This is a genomic window from bacterium SCSIO 12827 (assembly GCA_024397995.1).
GTDB lineage: Bacteria > Pseudomonadota > Alphaproteobacteria > Rhodospirillales > Casp-alpha2 > UBA1479.
This window is the reverse complement of the sequence record CP073746.1, coordinates 1,344,380-1,361,374: the sequence shown is the minus strand read 5'-3', so window position 1 is coordinate 1,361,374 and position 16,995 is coordinate 1,344,380. Positions and strand designations below refer to the sequence as shown.

Annotated in this window: 16 protein-coding genes and 1 tRNA gene; 6 read left to right on the top strand and 11 right to left on the bottom strand. The window is 62.2% G+C overall.

The genetic code is table 11. The features are described 5' to 3' along the window. Nucleotide 1: 1 nt before the first annotated feature. Nucleotides 2–1,948 carry a cyclic nucleotide-binding domain-containing protein gene (locus KFF05_06420; protein ID UTW52990.1) on the bottom strand — a complete coding sequence of 649 codons (1,947 nt, stop codon included), beginning with the start codon at nt 1,946–1,948 and terminating at the stop codon, nt 2–4. 423 nt (nt 1,949–2,371) lie between these two features. Here KFF05_06420 and KFF05_06415 point away from each other — a divergent pair, with 423 nt between their 5' ends. Together KFF05_06415 and sugE are read left to right on the top strand one after the other, a co-directional pair. After that, complete coding sequence (locus KFF05_06415) at nt 2,372–2,692, top strand: hypothetical protein (protein UTW52989.1); 321 nt, start codon at nt 2,372–2,374, stop codon at nt 2,690–2,692. Nucleotides 2,693–2,827: 135 nt separating this feature from the next. Further along, nucleotides 2,828–3,148: a quaternary ammonium compound efflux SMR transporter SugE gene (gene sugE, locus KFF05_06410; GenBank protein ID UTW52988.1), complete on the top strand. Its 321-nt coding sequence runs from the start codon at nt 2,828–2,830 to the stop codon at nt 3,146–3,148. An 11-nt stretch (nt 3,149–3,159) separates the two neighbouring features. Here sugE and KFF05_06405 read toward each other — a convergent pair whose 3' ends face one another. The 4 genes from KFF05_06405 to KFF05_06390 form a co-directional block, all read right to left on the bottom strand. After that, nucleotides 3,160–3,702, bottom strand: coding sequence for a hypothetical protein (locus KFF05_06405; protein UTW52987.1), 543 nt, complete (start codon nt 3,700–3,702; stop codon nt 3,160–3,162). A 208-nt stretch (nt 3,703–3,910) separates the two neighbouring features. Further along, complete coding sequence (locus KFF05_06400) at nt 3,911–4,996, bottom strand: restriction endonuclease (protein ID UTW52986.1); 1,086 nt, start codon at nt 4,994–4,996, stop codon at nt 3,911–3,913. Nucleotides 4,997–4,999: 3 nt separating this feature from the next. Further along, nucleotides 5,000–6,718: an Eco57I restriction-modification methylase domain-containing protein gene (locus KFF05_06395; GenBank protein UTW52985.1), complete on the bottom strand. Its 1,719-nt coding sequence runs from the start codon at nt 6,716–6,718 to the stop codon at nt 5,000–5,002. Nucleotides 6,719–6,952: 234 nt separating this feature from the next. After that, a tRNA-Leu gene (locus KFF05_06390) sits at nt 6,953–7,039 on the bottom strand. 105 nt (nt 7,040–7,144) lie between these two features. On the opposite strand from KFF05_06390, the gene bluB reads away from it, so the two are divergent. Beyond that, complete coding sequence (bluB, locus tag KFF05_06385; GenBank protein ID UTW52984.1) at nt 7,145–7,813, top strand: 5,6-dimethylbenzimidazole synthase; 669 nt, start codon at nt 7,145–7,147, stop codon at nt 7,811–7,813. A 9-nt stretch (nt 7,814–7,822) separates the two neighbouring features. On the opposite strand, the gene KFF05_06380 is transcribed toward bluB, so the two are convergent. Together KFF05_06380 and KFF05_06375 are read right to left on the bottom strand one after the other, a co-directional pair. Beyond that, nucleotides 7,823–8,578 carry a competence/damage-inducible protein A gene (locus tag KFF05_06380; GenBank protein UTW52983.1) on the bottom strand — a complete coding sequence of 252 codons (756 nt, stop codon included), beginning with the start codon at nt 8,576–8,578 and terminating at the stop codon, nt 7,823–7,825. A gap of 151 nt (nt 8,579–8,729) precedes the next feature. Beyond that, a complete protein-coding gene (locus KFF05_06375; GenBank protein UTW53604.1) occupies nt 8,730–9,179 on the bottom strand; it encodes a glycine zipper 2TM domain-containing protein in 450 nt (149 codons plus the stop codon). Between the two features lie 315 nt (nt 9,180–9,494). Here KFF05_06375 and KFF05_06370 point away from each other — a divergent pair, with 315 nt between their 5' ends. Both KFF05_06370 and KFF05_06365 read left to right on the top strand, forming a co-directional pair. Next, on the top strand, nt 9,495–9,887 hold the full coding sequence (locus KFF05_06370; GenBank protein ID UTW52982.1) for a MarR family transcriptional regulator: 393 nt from the start codon (nt 9,495–9,497) through the stop codon (nt 9,885–9,887). Nucleotides 9,888–9,892: 5 nt separating this feature from the next. Beyond that, on the top strand, nt 9,893–10,504 hold the full coding sequence (locus KFF05_06365; protein ID UTW52981.1) for a CPBP family intramembrane metalloprotease: 612 nt from the start codon (nt 9,893–9,895) through the stop codon (nt 10,502–10,504). Between the two features lie 257 nt (nt 10,505–10,761). Here KFF05_06365 and KFF05_06360 read toward each other — a convergent pair whose 3' ends face one another. The 3 genes from KFF05_06360 to KFF05_06350 form a co-directional block, all read right to left on the bottom strand. Further along, on the bottom strand, nt 10,762–11,229 hold the full coding sequence (locus KFF05_06360) for a (deoxy)nucleoside triphosphate pyrophosphohydrolase (GenBank protein UTW52980.1): 468 nt from the start codon (nt 11,227–11,229) through the stop codon (nt 10,762–10,764). A 108-nt stretch (nt 11,230–11,337) separates the two neighbouring features. Next, a complete protein-coding gene (gene argJ / locus KFF05_06355) occupies nt 11,338–12,582 on the bottom strand; it encodes a bifunctional glutamate N-acetyltransferase/amino-acid acetyltransferase ArgJ (GenBank protein ID UTW52979.1) in 1,245 nt (414 codons plus the stop codon). Between the two features lie 67 nt (nt 12,583–12,649). Then, nucleotides 12,650–13,492 (bottom strand): peptidylprolyl isomerase, encoded by an 843-nt coding sequence (locus KFF05_06350; protein ID UTW52978.1) that lies wholly within the window; start codon nt 13,490–13,492, stop codon nt 12,650–12,652. A gap of 245 nt (nt 13,493–13,737) precedes the next feature. On the opposite strand from KFF05_06350, the gene secA reads away from it, so the two are divergent. Beyond that, complete coding sequence (gene secA / locus KFF05_06345; GenBank protein ID UTW52977.1) at nt 13,738–16,461, top strand: preprotein translocase subunit SecA; 2,724 nt, start codon at nt 13,738–13,740, stop codon at nt 16,459–16,461. Between the two features lie 17 nt (nt 16,462–16,478). Here the strand turns inward: secA and KFF05_06340 are convergent, their stop codons facing one another. Next, nucleotides 16,479–16,979, bottom strand: a complete 501-nt coding sequence (locus tag KFF05_06340) for an MAPEG family protein (protein UTW52976.1) — start codon at nt 16,977–16,979, stop codon at nt 16,479–16,481. Between the last annotated feature and the right edge of the window lie 16 nt (nt 16,980–16,995).

Sequence of the window (16,995 nt, the reverse complement as noted above, 5' to 3'; positions counted from 1 at the left end):
CCTATTCCGCCGAGCGGGCCATCCCGCGCAGGCGGTTGACCAGCACACCCATCAGACGGTGCAGGACCTTGTCGGTCTGCTCCAGGCGCTGCAGGCGGGCCTTGAGGGATTCCTTGGACAGCACGATCAGCACCGAATCCTCGGCGGCGCGGGCCGAGGCGGCGCGCGGCTGATCGTCGATCAGCGACAGTTCCCCCAGAAGTTCGCCCGCGCCGAGCGTGGCCAGACTCTGCTCGATGGCGCCGCGCCGATAAATCTCAATCGCGCCCGTGGAAATCAGGAACGCCTCAGTCCCGGCATCGCCTTCCTCGAACAATATCTGGCCCTTGACCAGCTTGCGTTGCTCCGGCCCCTTGCCGCCACCGTTGGCCGGCGCCGCCGCAGGTGCCGGCGCCGGGGCGGGTTTGGGAGCAGCGGCCGGTGCCGGTTGTGCCGGTTTCTGAGCCCCTTCGTCCCAGCGCTTTTCCTGCGGTGCCGCGCCGTTCGGCGCGCCCCCCGCCGCGGCCCCGTTGGCCAGGGCCTTGTCCAGGGTCGCGGCCGCCGTCCGTTTCAATTCATTCGGCAAGCCCGCCGCGGCGATCTTTTCCTTCAGCACATCGGCCACGCGCTTGGCCATCTTCGCATCCTGGCCGCCGCCGGTCAGGGCGTCGACGCCGGTCAACCCGCGCATGGCCTGGGCCAGGTTGCGGACCACGGCGGCTTGCTGCTTGGCGCCCGTGTCCGTGGCCGACAGGTCGAGCACGAAACCCGCCCGCGACGGCAGGGACGGCAGATAGGCAAGGATGCTGGCGACGGCTTCCTCGGCGCTGAGATCGCCGTCCTCGCGGCCCAGGGCCATCTTGGCGCGCAGGGTCAGGGCCTCGGCCATCTGCGGGCCACCGAGCAACCCGGCATAACCTTCAAGATTGCGGATCAGGGTGACCAGGGCCGTGCGCTCGCCTTCCTTGCCCTCACGGGTCATCGGCTTGACCCCGCCGATGCCGCGGGCGACCCGGCCGAGGATCGCGTCACGCGCGTTCTCCAGTTCGTAAGCCGCCATGGTCTTGTTCAGCTCGTTGATGCAGCTGAGCGGATTTTTCACTTCCGGCAGCCGTCCCTGGCACAGCTGAACCAGCATGCGGTGGGCGGATGCCGCGTCGGCGACGCCGCCCAGCAGTTCCGTGATGGCGGCGGTGCCGTCGAGGATTTCCGCCAAGGCCTCATCGACATAAGCCTGAACGACGACGCCCGCTTGCCCGCCCAACAGCGTGACCAGGGATTCGATCTTGCCGCTCCAATCGCCCTGCTCGCCCAAATGGACCGCGAGGCCGGCCAGGATCAGCATATGGCGCTCATCGGCCGGGGCCTCGGCATTGACCTTGTCGATCAGGGCCTGCAGACCGCCCGCCTGAAGGGCCTCGTTCAGGTCCTCGCGCTTCATCATCTTTTGCGCGTTGGCCACAAGCTGGTTGTACAGACGTTCCAGCTTGTTCTGGCGGTCGACGGGCTTTTCACCGGCGTCCTTGTCGACCTGCAAACTGGCCAGGCGCGACAGGGCACCGATATAGAGCTTGTCGTCGCGTTCCAGCATCTTCAGGCGGCCGAAATCGAAGGCCAATTCCATGGCCGTCATGCCGACGTCGTCCAGGTATTGACGCAGCAGGCGCCCGATCGTGCGGCGGGCCTCCAACTGATAGCAATCGGACAGCGTCTCGCAGACCGGCGAGGAATCGATGGGCACGACGGTCAGGCCCTTGTCCGTGACCTCGGCCCGTTCGTTGAAGATGATCTCGTCGCCCTTGCGGTCGCTTTCGGCGATCACCTTGACGCCCGAATATTTGTGGGAGTCCAAGAGGGCCTGCGCCTGCTGGATGGCCTGCGATTTTACATTATGGGAAGCGAAAAAGGTCCACTTGCCGTCGGATTCGGTCTGGACCTCATAGGTCTTCCCCGCAAGGTTCGTTTGCATGTTGGTTAGGTCCCCAAGTGCTGATCTGGGCGCCGTCTCCTGCAGACAGCGCCACGTACCAACCGCACCCCCTCAAAAGCACGCCGCCGGTTGTTCCGGCGGGCGAGAATTGCCGTTAGGATGCCGCGTATGATTATCAGGCGCAAGTCTCTGGACAAATACGCCGTAAAAGGCTGCCATGCGGGCACATTGTGAAATTTTCGCGAAGGAATAATCCGCGCTTACTATCGTGAAACGGGAATTCCCTCTAATTTCTAGACCTTTTTTTGCTCACGCTTACGATTGTAAAAGAATATACGAGTGGTGTTCCGTAAGGAATCCAGCGCATTAAAAGCAAAACCTTCGGGGGAGGGGGCCAGCATGGTGAACGCTCGAACTCAAGCAAGAGCGGAGTATACGAAATACCTAAAAAAGGTCCGTTGGGTGCAAAAATCCCGCGCGGCCCAGAATGCCCTGTACCGAAATGCAGGCACCCAGAATTTGACCTGGGACGTTCTTTTCCTCATTGCGGAGGCCCAATACGCCGGACAGAACCTCAACGTCTCGGACATCTGCGTGTCCGTGGCCGCGTCCAAATCGACGACCCTGAAGCTGATCGCCCAATTGGCCACCGACAACGTGATCGACAAGCGGCAGAAGGAAAACGATTCCCGCACGCAGCTGGTCACCCTGCACGACACCTTCCGCAAGAAGCTCGAACATTATCTGGACACCCTGAGCACAACCTTTCCCGCGCACGATTAACGCGCCGGTTGACGGCGCCGCATCCCGCATTCATGAATGCCCATCCGGGCGGCCGCCCCAGATCATCGGGAACAGGCTGGCACGCCCGGATCGTCATGTCCAACCACCACCCAAACCCATCATGAGAGCGCGCCCATGTCCTGGATCTACCTGTTTGTCGCGGGTCTGTTCGAAATCGCCTGGGTCATCGGCCTGAAATACACCGACGGCTTCACCCGCCCCCTGCCCAGCATCGCCACGGCGGCGGCGCTGATCGCCAGCATGCTCCTGCTGGGCCTGGCCGTGCGTGACCTGCCGCTCGGCACCGCCTATGCGGTGTGGACCGGGATCGGCACCCTGGGGGCCGCCGCCTTCGGCATCTTCCTGTTCAACGAACCGGCAACGGCGGTGCGCCTTGCCTGCATCGGCCTGATCGCGGCGGGCATCGTCGGGTTGAAGCTGTCGTCGTCGGCTTAAGCGGCTTCGGCCTATTCGGCAAGCAGGCCCGAGGCCCGCGCCATCTGCGCCAGGAACAGCATGACGAACGACCCGCCGGTCCAATAGAGGGCCCGCAGGAAGCGCGTGCGTTTCTTGTCGCGGATGTCCGACACCTTGATGATCTCGCAGGCCGTCTCGCGCACCCAGTCGGCGCCGGCCACGGTGCGCACATAGGCGTCCACATCGGGGCTGCGGCACGGATCGAAATACATCGCCCCCACGCAGGCCCCGAAATCGCGCTTCCGCGACACCTTGTTGGCGTGCGACGGATAGAGCACCAACGCGAACATGATGATCGGCAGCACCAGAATGGCCCAGCCCGCGAACACGTAAAGCCCCGCCTGATCAATGGGCACCGGAATCTGCGCGCCGCTGCGCAACACCACCTGCAAGGCCAGGATGTAGCCCACGCCCATGATCTGGGCCTTGTTGTCGTAACTGCGCACCGTGTCCTGGGCCTCCGACAAAACCGACAGCAAGGCATCGCCGCCCAACTGTTCGTGGAAGCGCGCGGTCGGGTTCTCAGTGGTCATGGATTGCGTCCCCTCGTTAAGCCTGTGAATGGCGGCGGCGCCGACAGTACGGCATCCTAGGGGGCAACGGGGCGATCCTGTGGCGAGGGGGTGACGATTTCGTGTTGAGGGCTTAACCGCGCTGTAGCGAAGCGAAAGCAGGGGGCAGCCAGACTTGAAGCGACAAGCCGAAATTGCCGAGGGATTATAAAACCCTCTTACACTATCGTCAGAAAGCCAGCAGGTCGGCGAGACGGGCCGGGCTACTCCCGCCGTCTCGAAGAATGACAAGCTTATCAGGCTCAGATGCAAACCAAGCAAATGCCCCCCAAGCGAGCCCTGTGATGGTTTTACGAAACCCAGCGGTCTCCCGGTCCTGATAGGCGCTCAAGAACGCCACTTGATCTCGCGAGAACCCCGCCTCGTCGGTAAGGGCTAACAACGCTTTTTGTCGGCGTGTCGTGACAGCACCATCAGTGGCAACCACTTCAATAAAAACGAGGAGCGGTTCAGTCGGGCCGAGGTCCGCAAGGATGATATCCGGTAGATTTTTATCGGCTTCGATTTTGAGGCCGATGGCAGCGGCAAGCTTGTCGTCACGAGCGACAACCTTGTTGCCGCTTTCGCTGAGCCACAGCACAGCGGGATTTTCTAGAAATGCAGGCGCAAAAACTTCAATGACAGCCTGCGTAATGATTGAACTGGGACCTGGTGCGAGTTGGCGGGTTTCCCTGTTGGGGAACGAGACTAATACGCCACTCGCCCCAGCGGCGGCACCCGCACGCATGATCGAGACGCGCGCAAGCGCACTCTTGGACAGGTGCGTTTCCTGAAAGTTGCCGATGGCGGTTTCAAGTGCAGCACCATCCAGAGATGGATCAAACAATGTTGCGAAGTTTGATTTGAGCGCATATCGAGGCTTACTGGAGGTGGTTGGCAAATCGGTTCGCGTAAAAACGGCCCCGATGGCAACCAAGCCCTCGCGCAAAGTTTCATCGCGGATCGGCTCGCGAGTATTGTCAGCATACCAACGCGTGCCTTGAGTAACATATTTCTTCTTCAATACTGAACTGGCATAACCTAAGCGCATGTCATCGCCAGACTGTGCGGCTTGCTCTTTGGTCATGCGATAAACATGGACCGGACCAAGGTAACGTTCGGTACCTTCAACTGCCCCAATATAAAGCATCGCGAAGACAGTACTGGCCGCCAGTTCCCGCACGCAATAAGTCCGGTTTGGCGTGCCTTCGGGAAAGATTAGAGGTAGTCTTTCTGCTACGAAATCTCGAGAAACATAGGGCGGGAGCACAGACATGACTCAGGCGGTTCCCTCGTAGAGCCTAGAACAGGCTGCCTCGATCCGCGCACGGCTGGCATTATCCCGGACCAATCGGGAGAGAGGCTTCAGATCGTCAGGAGTTGGGAGGGGCAACGCCTCCAACTCAAACGCAGATACGGCGACACTACCGCTGACACACCGAAAGGCACGATCAGCAGCGGCACTATTGAGAAAAGCAGCCAGAACGTCCGCAGAAATCGATGGGCTTTCGGTAAGTGGTCGCAACATATTGACATGATTTTCGATGACTACTGCACCGTGTCGCCCAAGAAAATCCGCTGGGAGAGCCGCGGCAATCAACCGGCGGTTTTGCTCCTTTGCCGTGGTACGCTGTAATAGAACACATTGGTTATCAGTAACAAGCCAGTCATCACCATTTCGTATCTCGAACCAAGGTGTATGGTTTCTTTTCTCGGCACGCCAAGTGAATCGGCCATCCGAAGTAATAGCCTCGGCCCATATCAGCGGATAGCGGTTCCGGCCCGGCCGTTCGGCAAGTTGATCCTTGTAACGGTTCCAAACCAAAGGGCCCGTGCTGACGGTATACCCCCAATCGGAAAGACGGTGCTCCATTCCCATAAGCAAGGAGACAAGCGGAGCCTGTTCCGCGCAGCGGGGCAAAATCCAAGGCCTAGAAAAATCCGACGGAATATCAAAAGATCCTGCATATTCAACGGTCAGGCCGGAATCGTTCTCAGGCGTGATCTCGTGGACCACAATAGGGGAACGGAGTGAGCCTCGCTTATATGTTGCGAGCAGGGTCTCCTGCAGAACGTCGTCGAAAACACCTTTACGAACAGAGACGAAATCGAGCGTTGCGGGCGAAGCATCCCGGCCAAGCAAGTCGCGGAGATTTTTGAAGTACTCTCCGGCGAGAAAACTAGTCGGTGTCACATAGGCGACCACACCTCCGGAACGGGTGTGACGCAGTGCCATGTCTGTGAATAACCCATAGAGGTTAGCGTGACCGAATAAGCTACGCTTGAAGTGCGCACGATCGTCCGGGGCCAAACGAACCCGACCATAAGGCGGATTGCCAATAACAAGATCAAACTGATCGCGCGGCGGATTTTTGCGGAGACTATCACAAACAGTGACAACAACAGGAAGCTGACGATCCGTTGCCAAAGTAATGGGCAGTAGCACGGCATCGAGTGCGACCTGAGATAGCCAAGCTGCAAAGGGATCGATTTCGTAACCACGCAGGCGGTTGGCAATATTCTCGATCAGGATACGTGGGGTACAGTCCGTCAACTCGTCAAGGATGCGACGAGCCACGGGCGCAAGAAAAGCACCACCGCCACAGGCTGGATCGAGAACGCGACAGGTAGCCCAATCGACACCGCTGTAAGTGGCTTGAGCAATCAACCGATCCGTCAGGCATGGTGGCGTATAATAAACGCCGAACGAAGCTCGGTGCGTGAGCGGCAGCGTGGAAGTGTAGATGAGACCGATATGATAAGCAGCCACCTCGGCTTCAAGTTGCGCTGCCGCTTTACCGAGGCTGTCAGCCAAATTTTTTACAGCGGTAGGAAGGTCGATCATCTCGAACGGCTCCAGGGGAGCGCGCAGAGAAATCATTGTCGTTTCAGAGGCGGTAAAAGCCTCCCACCACACAGATATCACGTGCGTTCCAAACGCCCGGGCCAAAGCAAGGCAATCGGATTCATCAACACTGGCCACCAGTGCACGTGCCATAGCCCGACCGGAAGTCAACGTATCGAGAGGCGAACCCCCTCGAAAACAATGCGAATCCTGAGGCGTTGATTGCTGTTTTACGAGAGAGTATCGGCCCATTTTCAACCTCGTATTTGCCTTGCCGCACTGCTGTACCCCGCACTACAGAATGCAATCACAGCAGAGAGAATACAAGAAAATAGAACATTATGGGAACACAGATATCTAATTCACCGAACCGTAAGCGAAGGCGGATGGTGCGGGCGGTCGGACTTGAACCGACAAGGCCGTAAGGCCGAGGGATTTTAAGTCCCTTGTGTTTACCAATTTCACCACGCCCGCGCGCGGCCGCCGTTGCGGCATGCCTCTGGTAATCCTACGGGCTTTCCATCGCAAGGGCCAAGGACGGGTTGCCCGCCTTCGCGGCAGGGGCTACACCTCGACCCCATGAGCGAGCGCCCCGACCCAGGCCCCGGCACGCAGCCACCGGATTTCGACGCGGCCTTCCGCGACAAGCTGCGCGACCTGTTGCTGTGGCGGCGCGACGTGCGGCGATTCCTGGCCACCCCCCTGCCCGACGGCCTGCTGGAAGGCCTGCTGGCCCAGGCGGCGCTGGCGCCCAGCGTCGGCAATTCACAGCCCTGGCGCTTCGTCGTGGTCGAGGATGCGGCCCGCCGCAAGGCGGTGCGCGACGATTTCGAGGCCGCCAATACGGACGCCCTTCAGGGCTATTCCGGGGAGCGCGCCCAGACCTATGCGGGGTTGAAGCTGGCGGGGCTGGACAAGGCGCCCGTGCAATTGGCCGTGTTCGCCGACCGGGCGACGGAGCGCGGGCACGGCCTGGGCCAGAACACCATGCCGGAAATGCTGCCCTATTCCGTGGTCGCCGCCGTCAATACCCTGTGGCTGGCGGCGCGGGCGGCGGGGGTCGGCGTGGGCTGGGTGTCGATCCTCCATCCCGGCCGTGTGTCGCAAATCCTCGACGTCCCCGAAGACTGGCACCTGGTCGCCTATCTGTGCCTGGGCCTGCCCGAGGAGGAGCACCTGGAGCCGGAATTGGTGCGCGCCGGCTGGCAGGATCGGGCCGATGTGTCCGAATTCATCCTGAAGCGCTGAGCGCGCGTCTTACAAATCCACTTCCTGGGGGTCGTTGCCCAGATCGCGCATGATGGCGCGGAGCTTGTCCGCCGCATCGGCGATGTCGGCCGCATCCGTGCCGCGGATGACGATGGTCGAGCCGTGCTTGCCGTCGCGGGAAAACGGATAGCTGCCGATCTCCAGCGCCGGGTGTTCGTCCTGCAACGCCGTCAGGCGGGCCGCGATCTTGCCCTCCGGCGTGTAGGAGGCGATGGATTTGGACAGCATCTCCGCCCCGCCCGTAAGCCGGTGTTTGAACAGGTCGAACATGGCCTGCATGATCCGGGGCACGCCCGGCAGCACGAACACGTTGTCGACCTGGAACCCCGGGGCGCGGCTGACCGGATTGTCGAGCAGGATCGAGTCCTCCGGCACGTCGGCCATCTTCATGCGGGCTTCGGTCACGTCCTCGGGCTTGTAATGGGCGAGCAGCAGTTTTTCCGCATCGGGATGGCGGATCAGTTTGCGGCCGAAGGCCTTGGCGATACAGGCCGAGGTAATGTCGTCATGGGTCGGCCCGATGCCGCCGGTGGTGAACACATAATCGAAACGGGCGCGGGCGTCGTTCACATTGGCGATGATGGTCGCTTCGACATCGGGAATGACGCGGCCTTCCATCAGGCGGATGCCCAGCGCGTTCAGGTTTTCACCCAGGAACTGCAGGTTGGCGTCGCGGGTGCGGCCCGACAGAATCTCGTTGCCGATGATGATCAGGCAGGCGGTGACGGTCTTGGGGTTGCTCATGTGTCCTCCGGCTCGGCGGCATGTAGCTAGCCCGAACAGTGCCCCCAAGGCAACGGCCCAAAGCAAGACCGCCCCGCACGGATGCGGGACGGTCAGGGCTTGGACAGGGACAGGGAAGGAGGTCGAACCGTCCCTGTCGGGGGGATTTTGACTAGCTGGAAAGGCGCCAAGCGCCGTCGGCGGTGCGGCAGGCGGTGCCGTAGCCTTGTTCGACCCGGCCGCCGATGGTCACCGAGGTCTGGTATTCGCGGCAGACCTCGCCGGTGTTGGTGTTCTGCATGGTGCGGACCGGCGTGATGGTGCCCGAATTGCCGCTGTCCGGGTTGGACCAGGCGACAGGCTGCCAATCGGCGGTGTGCAGGGCCGTGTTCTGGGCGCGCTGCTGGTACATCTGGTCGGCACGATCAAGGGATGCCCCGACCTCGTTGCCCATGAAGCCGCCCAAAAGCGCGCCCGCCGCGACCGCCGCCAACTGGCCGCGGCCGCCGCCGATCTTCGAGCCGACCAGGCCGCCCAGCCCGGCGCCGAGCAGCGTGCCCGCCCCCTGCTTCATGCCGGTGTTGCCGTCGGTGACGCAACCGCCCAGCATCACCACGCCCATCAGGGCCGCGACGGCGGCGAACACGGGCCCGCGGGCCGCGCGCCGGACCGTCCGATGGCTGCCGGCGGAACCGGCCTGTTCAGTCGTCTGCATCTTGGTCGTGTTCATAACGTCCTCCTTCAATGGTCCGCCGGAACCGGTATGTCCCCCGTTGGCGGATTGATGAAACATCATATGTATAATTACATGCAAAATTGATGTCAATAACTAATTTCATTTTTGCATCTAGTTTCCATTGCGATATAAGAAACGCGGGGATGCGGTCGTCCATGGGGGGAGCCTGGGCACCGCAAAAGGTTATGGGGAAAACAAGCAATGACGCTGTCTTTCAGCAACGATCAGCATCGCGCCTATATGGAGCTCAACGACGCCATTGGCCGCGAATGGGTCGAAGTATTCGAAGGCGACACGGATTTCTACGACGCTGCCTATTGGGACCTGTTCAACAACATGTGGCGCGCCCGCACGCCCGTGCGCAAGACGGATGCACTCAAGTTCATGACCAGCATCAAAAGCGCGCATACGGCGGGCAAATACCTGGACGTCGCCCTGAAGAAGGGCCTTCTGATCGAACAGGACAATCCCAAGGACGCGCGCTCCAAACTGCTGACCTTGTCGGCGGATCTGCGCAGCCGCATGGACGCGTTCTATGACTGCTCGATCACCGAGATGTTCAAGACCTGCAAGCTGATCAACGGCATGCGGTGACCGCCGTGACGGCCCGCCCGGGGTTCCGGCTCGCTCTTCTTCTCGTCCTGTTCTACGCCGGCTGGATCAAGTTCGCCGCCGTTGATACGGACGTCTACCTGATCGACTACGCCCAGCGCGCCCTGATCATCGCACTCGGCTGGGCGGCGCTGACGGACAGTTTCCGCCGCCCCCTGCCGCCGATCACCGACCGGGTCTGGCTTTTGGCGCTGGGCGGGGCCGCCGCGATCATCGCGGCCGATACCTGGACCGGCGGCCTGGCCCAACGCGCGGCCTTCGATACGGCCCTGTTCCCCGAAGTCTCCTTCCCGCCCCCGGAAAACGAGGTCTGGCAGGCCGTGGACCTGACCTTCGGCCTCGTCCTGGTCGCGGTGTCGGAGGAACTGGTGTTCCGCCGCCTGTGGACTGATTGGTGGCATGCCCGGGGCGGCGGCGTCACCGGGCTGTATGTCGGATCATCCCTGGTGTTCGGCCTGCTGCACCTGCCCCAGGGCCTGGCCGATACGGCCATCGCCATCGTCTGGGGCGTACTGCTGATGTATCTCTACCGGCGAAGCCGCAGCCTGGCGCTGGTCATCCTGGTCCATTTCGTGGTGGACCTCTGGTATTTCAGCTAGAGCCTATCATCTTGATACGGAAGCGGCTGAGATCGGTTGTCCGGGTTTCCTGATAGGAGAGGACGTGACGGCGATGCGGGGCATCGGCGAGCGGCCTCGACGACGCCGGAAGCCCGGACAACCGACCGCAGGCGGCGGATGACGCGCTCTGGCGGCGTCAGGCGGCGCTTCCGATGACACCGCATCGCTGCGCACCGCCTTCCTAGCCAGAACACGTCCTCCGACGTCTCAGCGGTTCCGTATCAAGATGATAGGCTCTAACCCAGGAAATCACGGATCAGGGCGACCAGGGGTTCGTCCGCCGGCGGCATGGCCAGGTCGCGCAGTTTCACCGGCTGCACCCATTTCAGGGCCTGGCCGTCGAGGCCCCGGGGCTCACCCTTCCATTGGCGCGCGACATAGACCGGCATCAGCAGGTGGAAATCTTCATAAAGGTGGCTGGCGAAGGTCAGGGGCGCCAGGCAGCTTTCCGTCAGGTCGATGCCCAGTTCTTCCTTCAGTTCGCGGACCAGGGCCGTTTCCGGCAATTCGCCGACTTCCAGTTTTCCGCCGGGGAATTCCCACAGGCCGGCCATGGCCTTGCCCTCGGGCCTTTGCGCGACCAACACCCGCCCATCGATATCGACCAGCACGGCGGCGACCACGATGACCGTCCGCACGTCGCCCTGGGATTTGCGGAATTCCGCATCCCAGCAGCCGCCTTCGGGAAGGTTCGCGGGCGCCATTAACCGAGGCGCCTTTTCAAGGCGTCGAGGCAAGCCCAAGCGGGCGCCGCGCGGTCAGCGCGAGAGCCAAGGACGCGGAGGCGTCCGCCCGGCGACTGAGGGTTCATATCAAGACCGATAGTCGGCGTTGATGTCGATGTAGCCGTGGGTCAGGTCGCAGGTCCACACGGTGGCCCGCCCGTTGCCCACGCCGACGTCGACGGCGATGTTGATTTCCGGGCTTTGCATATGGGCCGTCACCGGAGCTTCGTCGTAGCCGTCCACGGCCAGGCCGTTGGCGGCGATGGTGATGCCGCCGATGGCGATGTTCAGGCGGTCGCGTTCGGCCTTCTCACCCGCCTTGCCCACGGCCATGACGATGCGGCCCCAGTTGGCGTCTTCGCCGGCGATCGCCGTCTTGACCAGGGGCGAATTGGCGATCGACAGGCCGATGCGCTTGGCCGCGGCGTCGCTGTCGGCGCCGGTGACCGTGATTTCGATGAACTTTGACGCCCCTTCGCCGTCGCGCACGATCTGATGGGCAAGGTCGCGCATGACCGCTTCCGCCTTGGTCCGGAAATCCTTGAGCGCGGCATCGTCGGGGCCGGAGAACCGGTCGGCGTTGCCCGCCGCCCCCGTGGCGAACAGCATCAGGGAATCGCTGGTCGATGTATCGCTGTCCACGGTGATCGAATTGAACGTGCGTTCGCAGATCGGGGCCAGGATGCCCTGCAGAACGGGGGCCGGGATTTTCGCATCCGTGAACACATAGGCCAGCATGGTCGCCATGTCCGGCGCGATCATGCCCGATCCCTTGGCGATGCCCGCGATGGTGACCTTGGTGCCGTTGATCTGGGCTTCCTTCACCGCCCCCTTGGGGAAGGTATCGGTGGTCATGATGGCCTTGGCCGCCTCGTCCCATTTGCCGGGGGCAAGATCGGCCGCCAGGGCGTCCAGATTGTCGGTGATGGACTTGAAATTGAGCGGCTCGCCGATCACGCCCGTGGACGCCGCGAACACTCGTGACGGCCGGCAGGCCAGACGGTCGGCCACGGCCTCGACCACCTGTTCCACCGCATCCTCGCCCAGCCGCCCGGTGAAGGCGTTGGCATTGCCGGAATTGACGATCAGCCCGTTGGCGATGCCGCCCGGAAGGGACTTGCGGCACCAATCCACGGGGGCCGACGCGGTCAACGATTTGGTGAACACCCCCGCCGCCTGGGTCTCGTCGGCCAGTTCGACCAGCAGGACGTCCGTCCGCCCTTTGTAACGCACGCCGCAGGCACGGGTGGCTACGCGCACGCCGTCGATCGGCGGAATGGTCGGGAAGGCTTCGGGCGCCAGGGGGGAGACTTTGGGCTTGGTCTTGGCCATGGTCGAACTCGCGTCTGCAAGGAGTTGGAAGGGCCTTCCCTGGTCGGGGAAGGCCTTGAATCGCCTCCTACTTAGCCGGAGTGCCGTCCAAATTGAAGCGTTCGATTTTCGCCGTCTCGCGCAGGCCCTTGGTCACCTCGGCGCCGATCTCGCGGGTCAGGCTGTCGCGAATCTGCGGTTCCATTTCCTCAAGCGAGGGGGCCGGCTGTGAACGCTTGTCCTCGACCTTGATGACATGCCATCCGAACTGGGTCTTCACCGGCGTCTTGGTCATCGCTCCCTTATCAAGGGCGAAGGCCGCCTTTTCGAACTCGGGCACCATCTGACCCTTGCCGAAATAACCCAGGTCGCCGCCGTTGGGGCCGGAAGGACCGGTCGATTTCTTCTTCGCCGTATCGGCGAAATCGGCGCCGCCGGCCAATTCCTTGATCACCGCCTTCGCCTCATCCTCGGTTTTCACGAGGATATGGCGGGCATGGACTTCGACCTGGCCGCCCATGTCCTTTGTGACTTCGGCATAGCGCGCGGCGACCGCCTGGTCCGTGACCTTGGCATCGACCGCCCGCTGAATCAGGGTCGAGCCCAGCAGCCGTTCGGTGAACGCCGCCAGTTCCTCCTTGAACTCGGCCGTTTCATGGATCTTTTCCTTGCGCGCCTTGATGGCCGCCAGCTTGGTGTCGATCAGGCTGTTCAGCAACGCCGGGTAGATCTGCTCAAGCGGCACCTGCTGGTATTCGGCCGGCAGGCGGCTGTAGGCCTCGGTGACCTCGGAGCGCATGATTTTGGTGCCGTCCACCGTGGCGGCCACCGGGTCGTCGGCGGCCAGAACCGGCGCCGCGGCAAAACTTAGGGGCGCCAGACCCATCAAGACCGCGACACCACCTGCGCGCAGGGCGTTTTGAAACGTCATAAACAGATCCTTTTCGTTGAAAGACGACCGAACCTTCGGCCGCTGGATTGGGCCCCACCCTACCCGCCGACCGGTCGCCGTGACAATCATTTGAATGTGAGGGTAATTTCAAGAACCTCATGGGGCGGCCCGCATTGACAGGACCGGGGAGCCCCTCTATCTCTTCCCCAGCGATTCCGCCCAGGAACCGCCACAATCGCTTCATACTTGTCATATTCATTTACCCATTCAAGGACGACCCCCGAATGTTCAGCGCCATCGCCAAGAGCCTGTTCGGTTCCGCCAATGACCGGTACCTGAACGGCCTGCAAAAGGACGTCGATGCCATCAACGGCCTTGAGCCTGAACTCGAGAAGTTGTCCGACGATGCGCTCAAGGCCCGCACCGCCACCTTCCGACAGCGCCTCGAAGCGGGGGAAAGCATCGACGACATCATGGTCGAAGCCTTTGCCACCGTGCGCGAGGCCTCCAAGCGCACCCTGGGCCTGCGCCATTTCGACGTGCAGATGCTGGGCGGCATCGTTCTGCACCGGGGCCAAATCGCGGAAATGAAGACCGGTGAAGGCAAGACCCTGGTCTCGACCCTGGCGGTCTACCTCAACGCCCTTTCCGGCGAGGGTGTCCATGTCGTCACGGTCAACGATTACCTGGCCTCGCGCGACGCGGACTGGATGCGGCCGGTCTACGATTTCCTGGGGCTCACCGTCGGCGTCATCAAGCACGGGTTGGACGACGACGAACGGCGCGCCGCCTATGGCTGCGACATCACGTATGCGACCAACAACGAACTGGGCTTCGATTATCTGCGCGACAACATGAAGTTCTCGCTCGACGACATGGTTCAGCGGCCCTTCAACTACGCCATCGTCGACGAAGTCGACAGCATCCTGATCGACGAGGCGCGCACGCCGCTGATCATCTCGGGCGCGACCGAGGACAATTCGGACCTCTACGTCTCCGTCGACAAGCTGCTGAAGAACGTCACCCCCGACGATTTCGAAAAGGACGAAAAGGCGCGCTCCGTCACCTTCACCGAAGCCGGCATGGAAAAGCTTGAAGCGATGATGCGCGAGCAGGGCCTGCTCGACGACGGCTCGCTCTACGACATCAACAACATCGCCCTGGTCCATCACGCCAATTCGGCGCTACGGGCGCATATCCTGTTCCAGCGCGACACGGATTACATCGTCAAGGACGGCAAGGTCGTCATCATCGACGAATTCACCGGCCGCATGATGGAGGGCCGGCGCTATTCCGAAGGCCTGCACCAGGCCTTGGAAGCCAAGGAAGGCGTGGAGATCCAGAACGAGAACCAGACGCTGGCCTCGATCACCTTCCAGAATTATTTCCGCCTGTATCCGAAGCTCGCCGGCATGACCGGCACGGCGATGACCGAAGCCGGCGAGTTCCATCAGATCTACGGTCTCGAGGTGATCGAGATTCCGACCAACGTGCCCTGCATCCGCAAGGACGAGGACGACATCGTGTTCCGCACGGGCAGCGAGAAGTTCGAGGCGATCCTCGACCTGATCGAGGACTGCCACAAAAGGAAGCAGCCGGTTCTGGTCGGCACCGTGTCCATCGAGAAATCCGAGGAACTGTCGGCCCGCCTGAAGAAGCGCAAGATCGAACACAACGTTCTGAACGCCCGCTTCCACGATCAGGAAGCCCAGATCATCGCCCAGGCCGGGCGGCCCGGCGGCGTCACCATCGCCACCAACATGGCCGGCCGCGGCACCGACATCCAGTTGGGCGGCAACGTCGACATGCGCGCCCTGCAGGAAATCAAGGCCGAGCCGGGCACCCCGGAATACGAAACCCATTACAAGAAGATCGCCGAAGAGATCGCGGCCGACCGCGAGATCGTCAAGCAGGCCGGCGGGCTTTATGTGATCGCCACGGAACGCCACGAAAGCCGGCGCATCGACAATCAGCTGCGCGGCCGTTCCGGCCGTCAGGGCGACCCCGGCGCCTCATCCTTCTTCCTGTCCTTGGAAGATGACCTGATGCGCATCTTCGGGTCGGAACGCATCGACAGCATGCTCCAGAAACTGGGGCTTCAGGAAGGCGAGGCCATCGTCCACCCCTGGGTCAACAAGGCCCTGGAAAAGGCGCAGCAGAAAGTTGAAGAGCGGAACTTCGAAATCCGCAAGAACCTGCTGAAGTTCGATGACGTCATGAACGATCAGCGCAAGGTCATCTATGAGCAGCGCAAGGAATTGATGGCGGCCGAGGACGTGTCCGAGGACGTCGCCGACATGCGCCACCAGGTGATCGATGACATGGTTGCCCTGACCATGCCGGAAAAGGCCTATGCCGAGCAGTGGGCCATGGACACCCTGCATGAGGAAATCCTGCGGGTCTTCGGGCTCGACCTGCCGGTCCAGGAATGGGCCAAGGAAGAAGGCATCGCCGATGCCGAAATCCGCGACCGCCTGACCCAGGCCGTGGACGGACAGATCGCCGCCAAGGCCGCCAACGCCGGGCCGGAAATCTTCCGCTCGGTCGAAAAGGCCGTGCTGCTGCAACTGCTGGATCAGCTGTGGAAGGACCACCTGCTGACCCTCGACCACCTGCGCCACGGCATCGGGCTGCGTGCCTATGGCCAGCGCGACCCCTTGAACGAGTACAAGCAGGAAGCCTTCGCCCTGTTCGAGGAAATGCTGGTCGGCCTGCGCGAGCGCACCACCATGATGCTGGCCCATGTGGAACTCAGCATGGACTTCTCGGAAGAGGAATACCTGGCCGCCCGCGCCGGTGACGAGGGCGAGGCCCATCACGACAGCCCCGAATATATGGGCGGCGAGGACGAACAGGCCGAGGGTTCGGCGACCATGACCGTGGTCAATCGCCAGGCCGCCCCCGAGGTCGACCCCAACGACCCCGCGACCTGGGGCAAGGTGCCGCGCAACGCCCCTTGCCCCTGCGGGTCGGGCAACAAGTTCAAGCACTGCCACGGTAAGGTTTAGTCACAAACCCCGAGCAGTCAGCAGAGAAACCGCGCGATCACGAAGCCCAGCATCCCCAGATTGATGAAGAACCCGGCCGCCATGCCGGGTGCCCGGCCCATGGGGCTGATGCGGTAGCCGATCCAGAACGCAATTCGCGCCAGCACGAAGGCCACGGGCAGCGCCGTCAGCCAGGGGCTTTCATCGGCCTTGATCACCATCACCACCGCCAGATAGAGCGGCAGGAAGATCAGTGTCTGCTCGACCGTATTGGCGAGCACGCGCATGTCGACGCGGCGCCAGGTTGTAGGCGCATCGGTAAGCGGATCGATGGCCCCGGTGATCAGCCGCGTCAGCGCCACCCCCTGCACCACGACCAGCAGGACCGCGAGCTTCAAGGCAAGGCCGATGCGCTCCCCCGCGTCCGGAATCGGCCCCGGCCAACCGTCGAGCCAAGCCAGCAGGCCCCAGAGCACGAGTGCCAAACCGGCGCCGCCAAGAGCGCTGAGCCAGAGAGTCATTTTCTGTGCGGATGTCATCCTGCGAGACTACCCT

Bases quoted from the DNA above. Each gene is read 5' to 3' on its own strand.
- sugE (UTW52988.1), top strand. From the start codon at position 2,828: ATGTCCTGGATCTACCTGTTTGTCGCGGGTCTGTTCGAAATCGCCTGG.
- argJ (UTW52979.1), bottom strand. From the start codon at position 12,582: ATGGCCAAGACCAAGCCCAAAGTCTCCCCCCTGGCGCCCGAAGCCTTC.
- KFF05_06400 (UTW52986.1), bottom strand. From the start codon at position 4,996: ATGTCTGTGCTCCCGCCCTATGTTTCTCGAGATTTCGTAGCAGAAAGA.
- KFF05_06360 (UTW52980.1), bottom strand. From the start codon at position 11,229: ATGGCGCCCGCGAACCTTCCCGAAGGCGGCTGCTGGGATGCGGAATTC.
- bluB (UTW52984.1), top strand. From the start codon at position 7,145: ATGAGCGAGCGCCCCGACCCAGGCCCCGGCACGCAGCCACCGGATTTC.
- KFF05_06380 (UTW52983.1), bottom strand. From the start codon at position 8,578: ATGAGCAACCCCAAGACCGTCACCGCCTGCCTGATCATCATCGGCAAC.
- KFF05_06370 (UTW52982.1), top strand. From the start codon at position 9,495: ATGACGCTGTCTTTCAGCAACGATCAGCATCGCGCCTATATGGAGCTC.
- secA (UTW52977.1), top strand. From the start codon at position 13,738: ATGTTCAGCGCCATCGCCAAGAGCCTGTTCGGTTCCGCCAATGACCGG.
- KFF05_06405 (UTW52987.1), bottom strand. From the start codon at position 3,702: ATGACCACTGAGAACCCGACCGCGCGCTTCCACGAACAGTTGGGCGGC.
- KFF05_06350 (UTW52978.1), bottom strand. From the start codon at position 13,492: ATGACGTTTCAAAACGCCCTGCGCGCAGGTGGTGTCGCGGTCTTGATG.
- KFF05_06375 (UTW53604.1), bottom strand. From the start codon at position 9,179: ATGGGCGTGGTGATGCTGGGCGGTTGCGTCACCGACGGCAACACCGGC.
- KFF05_06420 (UTW52990.1), bottom strand. From the start codon at position 1,948: ATGCAAACGAACCTTGCGGGGAAGACCTATGAGGTCCAGACCGAATCC.
- KFF05_06395 (UTW52985.1), bottom strand. From the start codon at position 6,718: ATGGCACGTGCACTGGTGGCCAGTGTTGATGAATCCGATTGCCTTGCT.
- KFF05_06340 (UTW52976.1), bottom strand. From the start codon at position 16,979: ATGACATCCGCACAGAAAATGACTCTCTGGCTCAGCGCTCTTGGCGGC.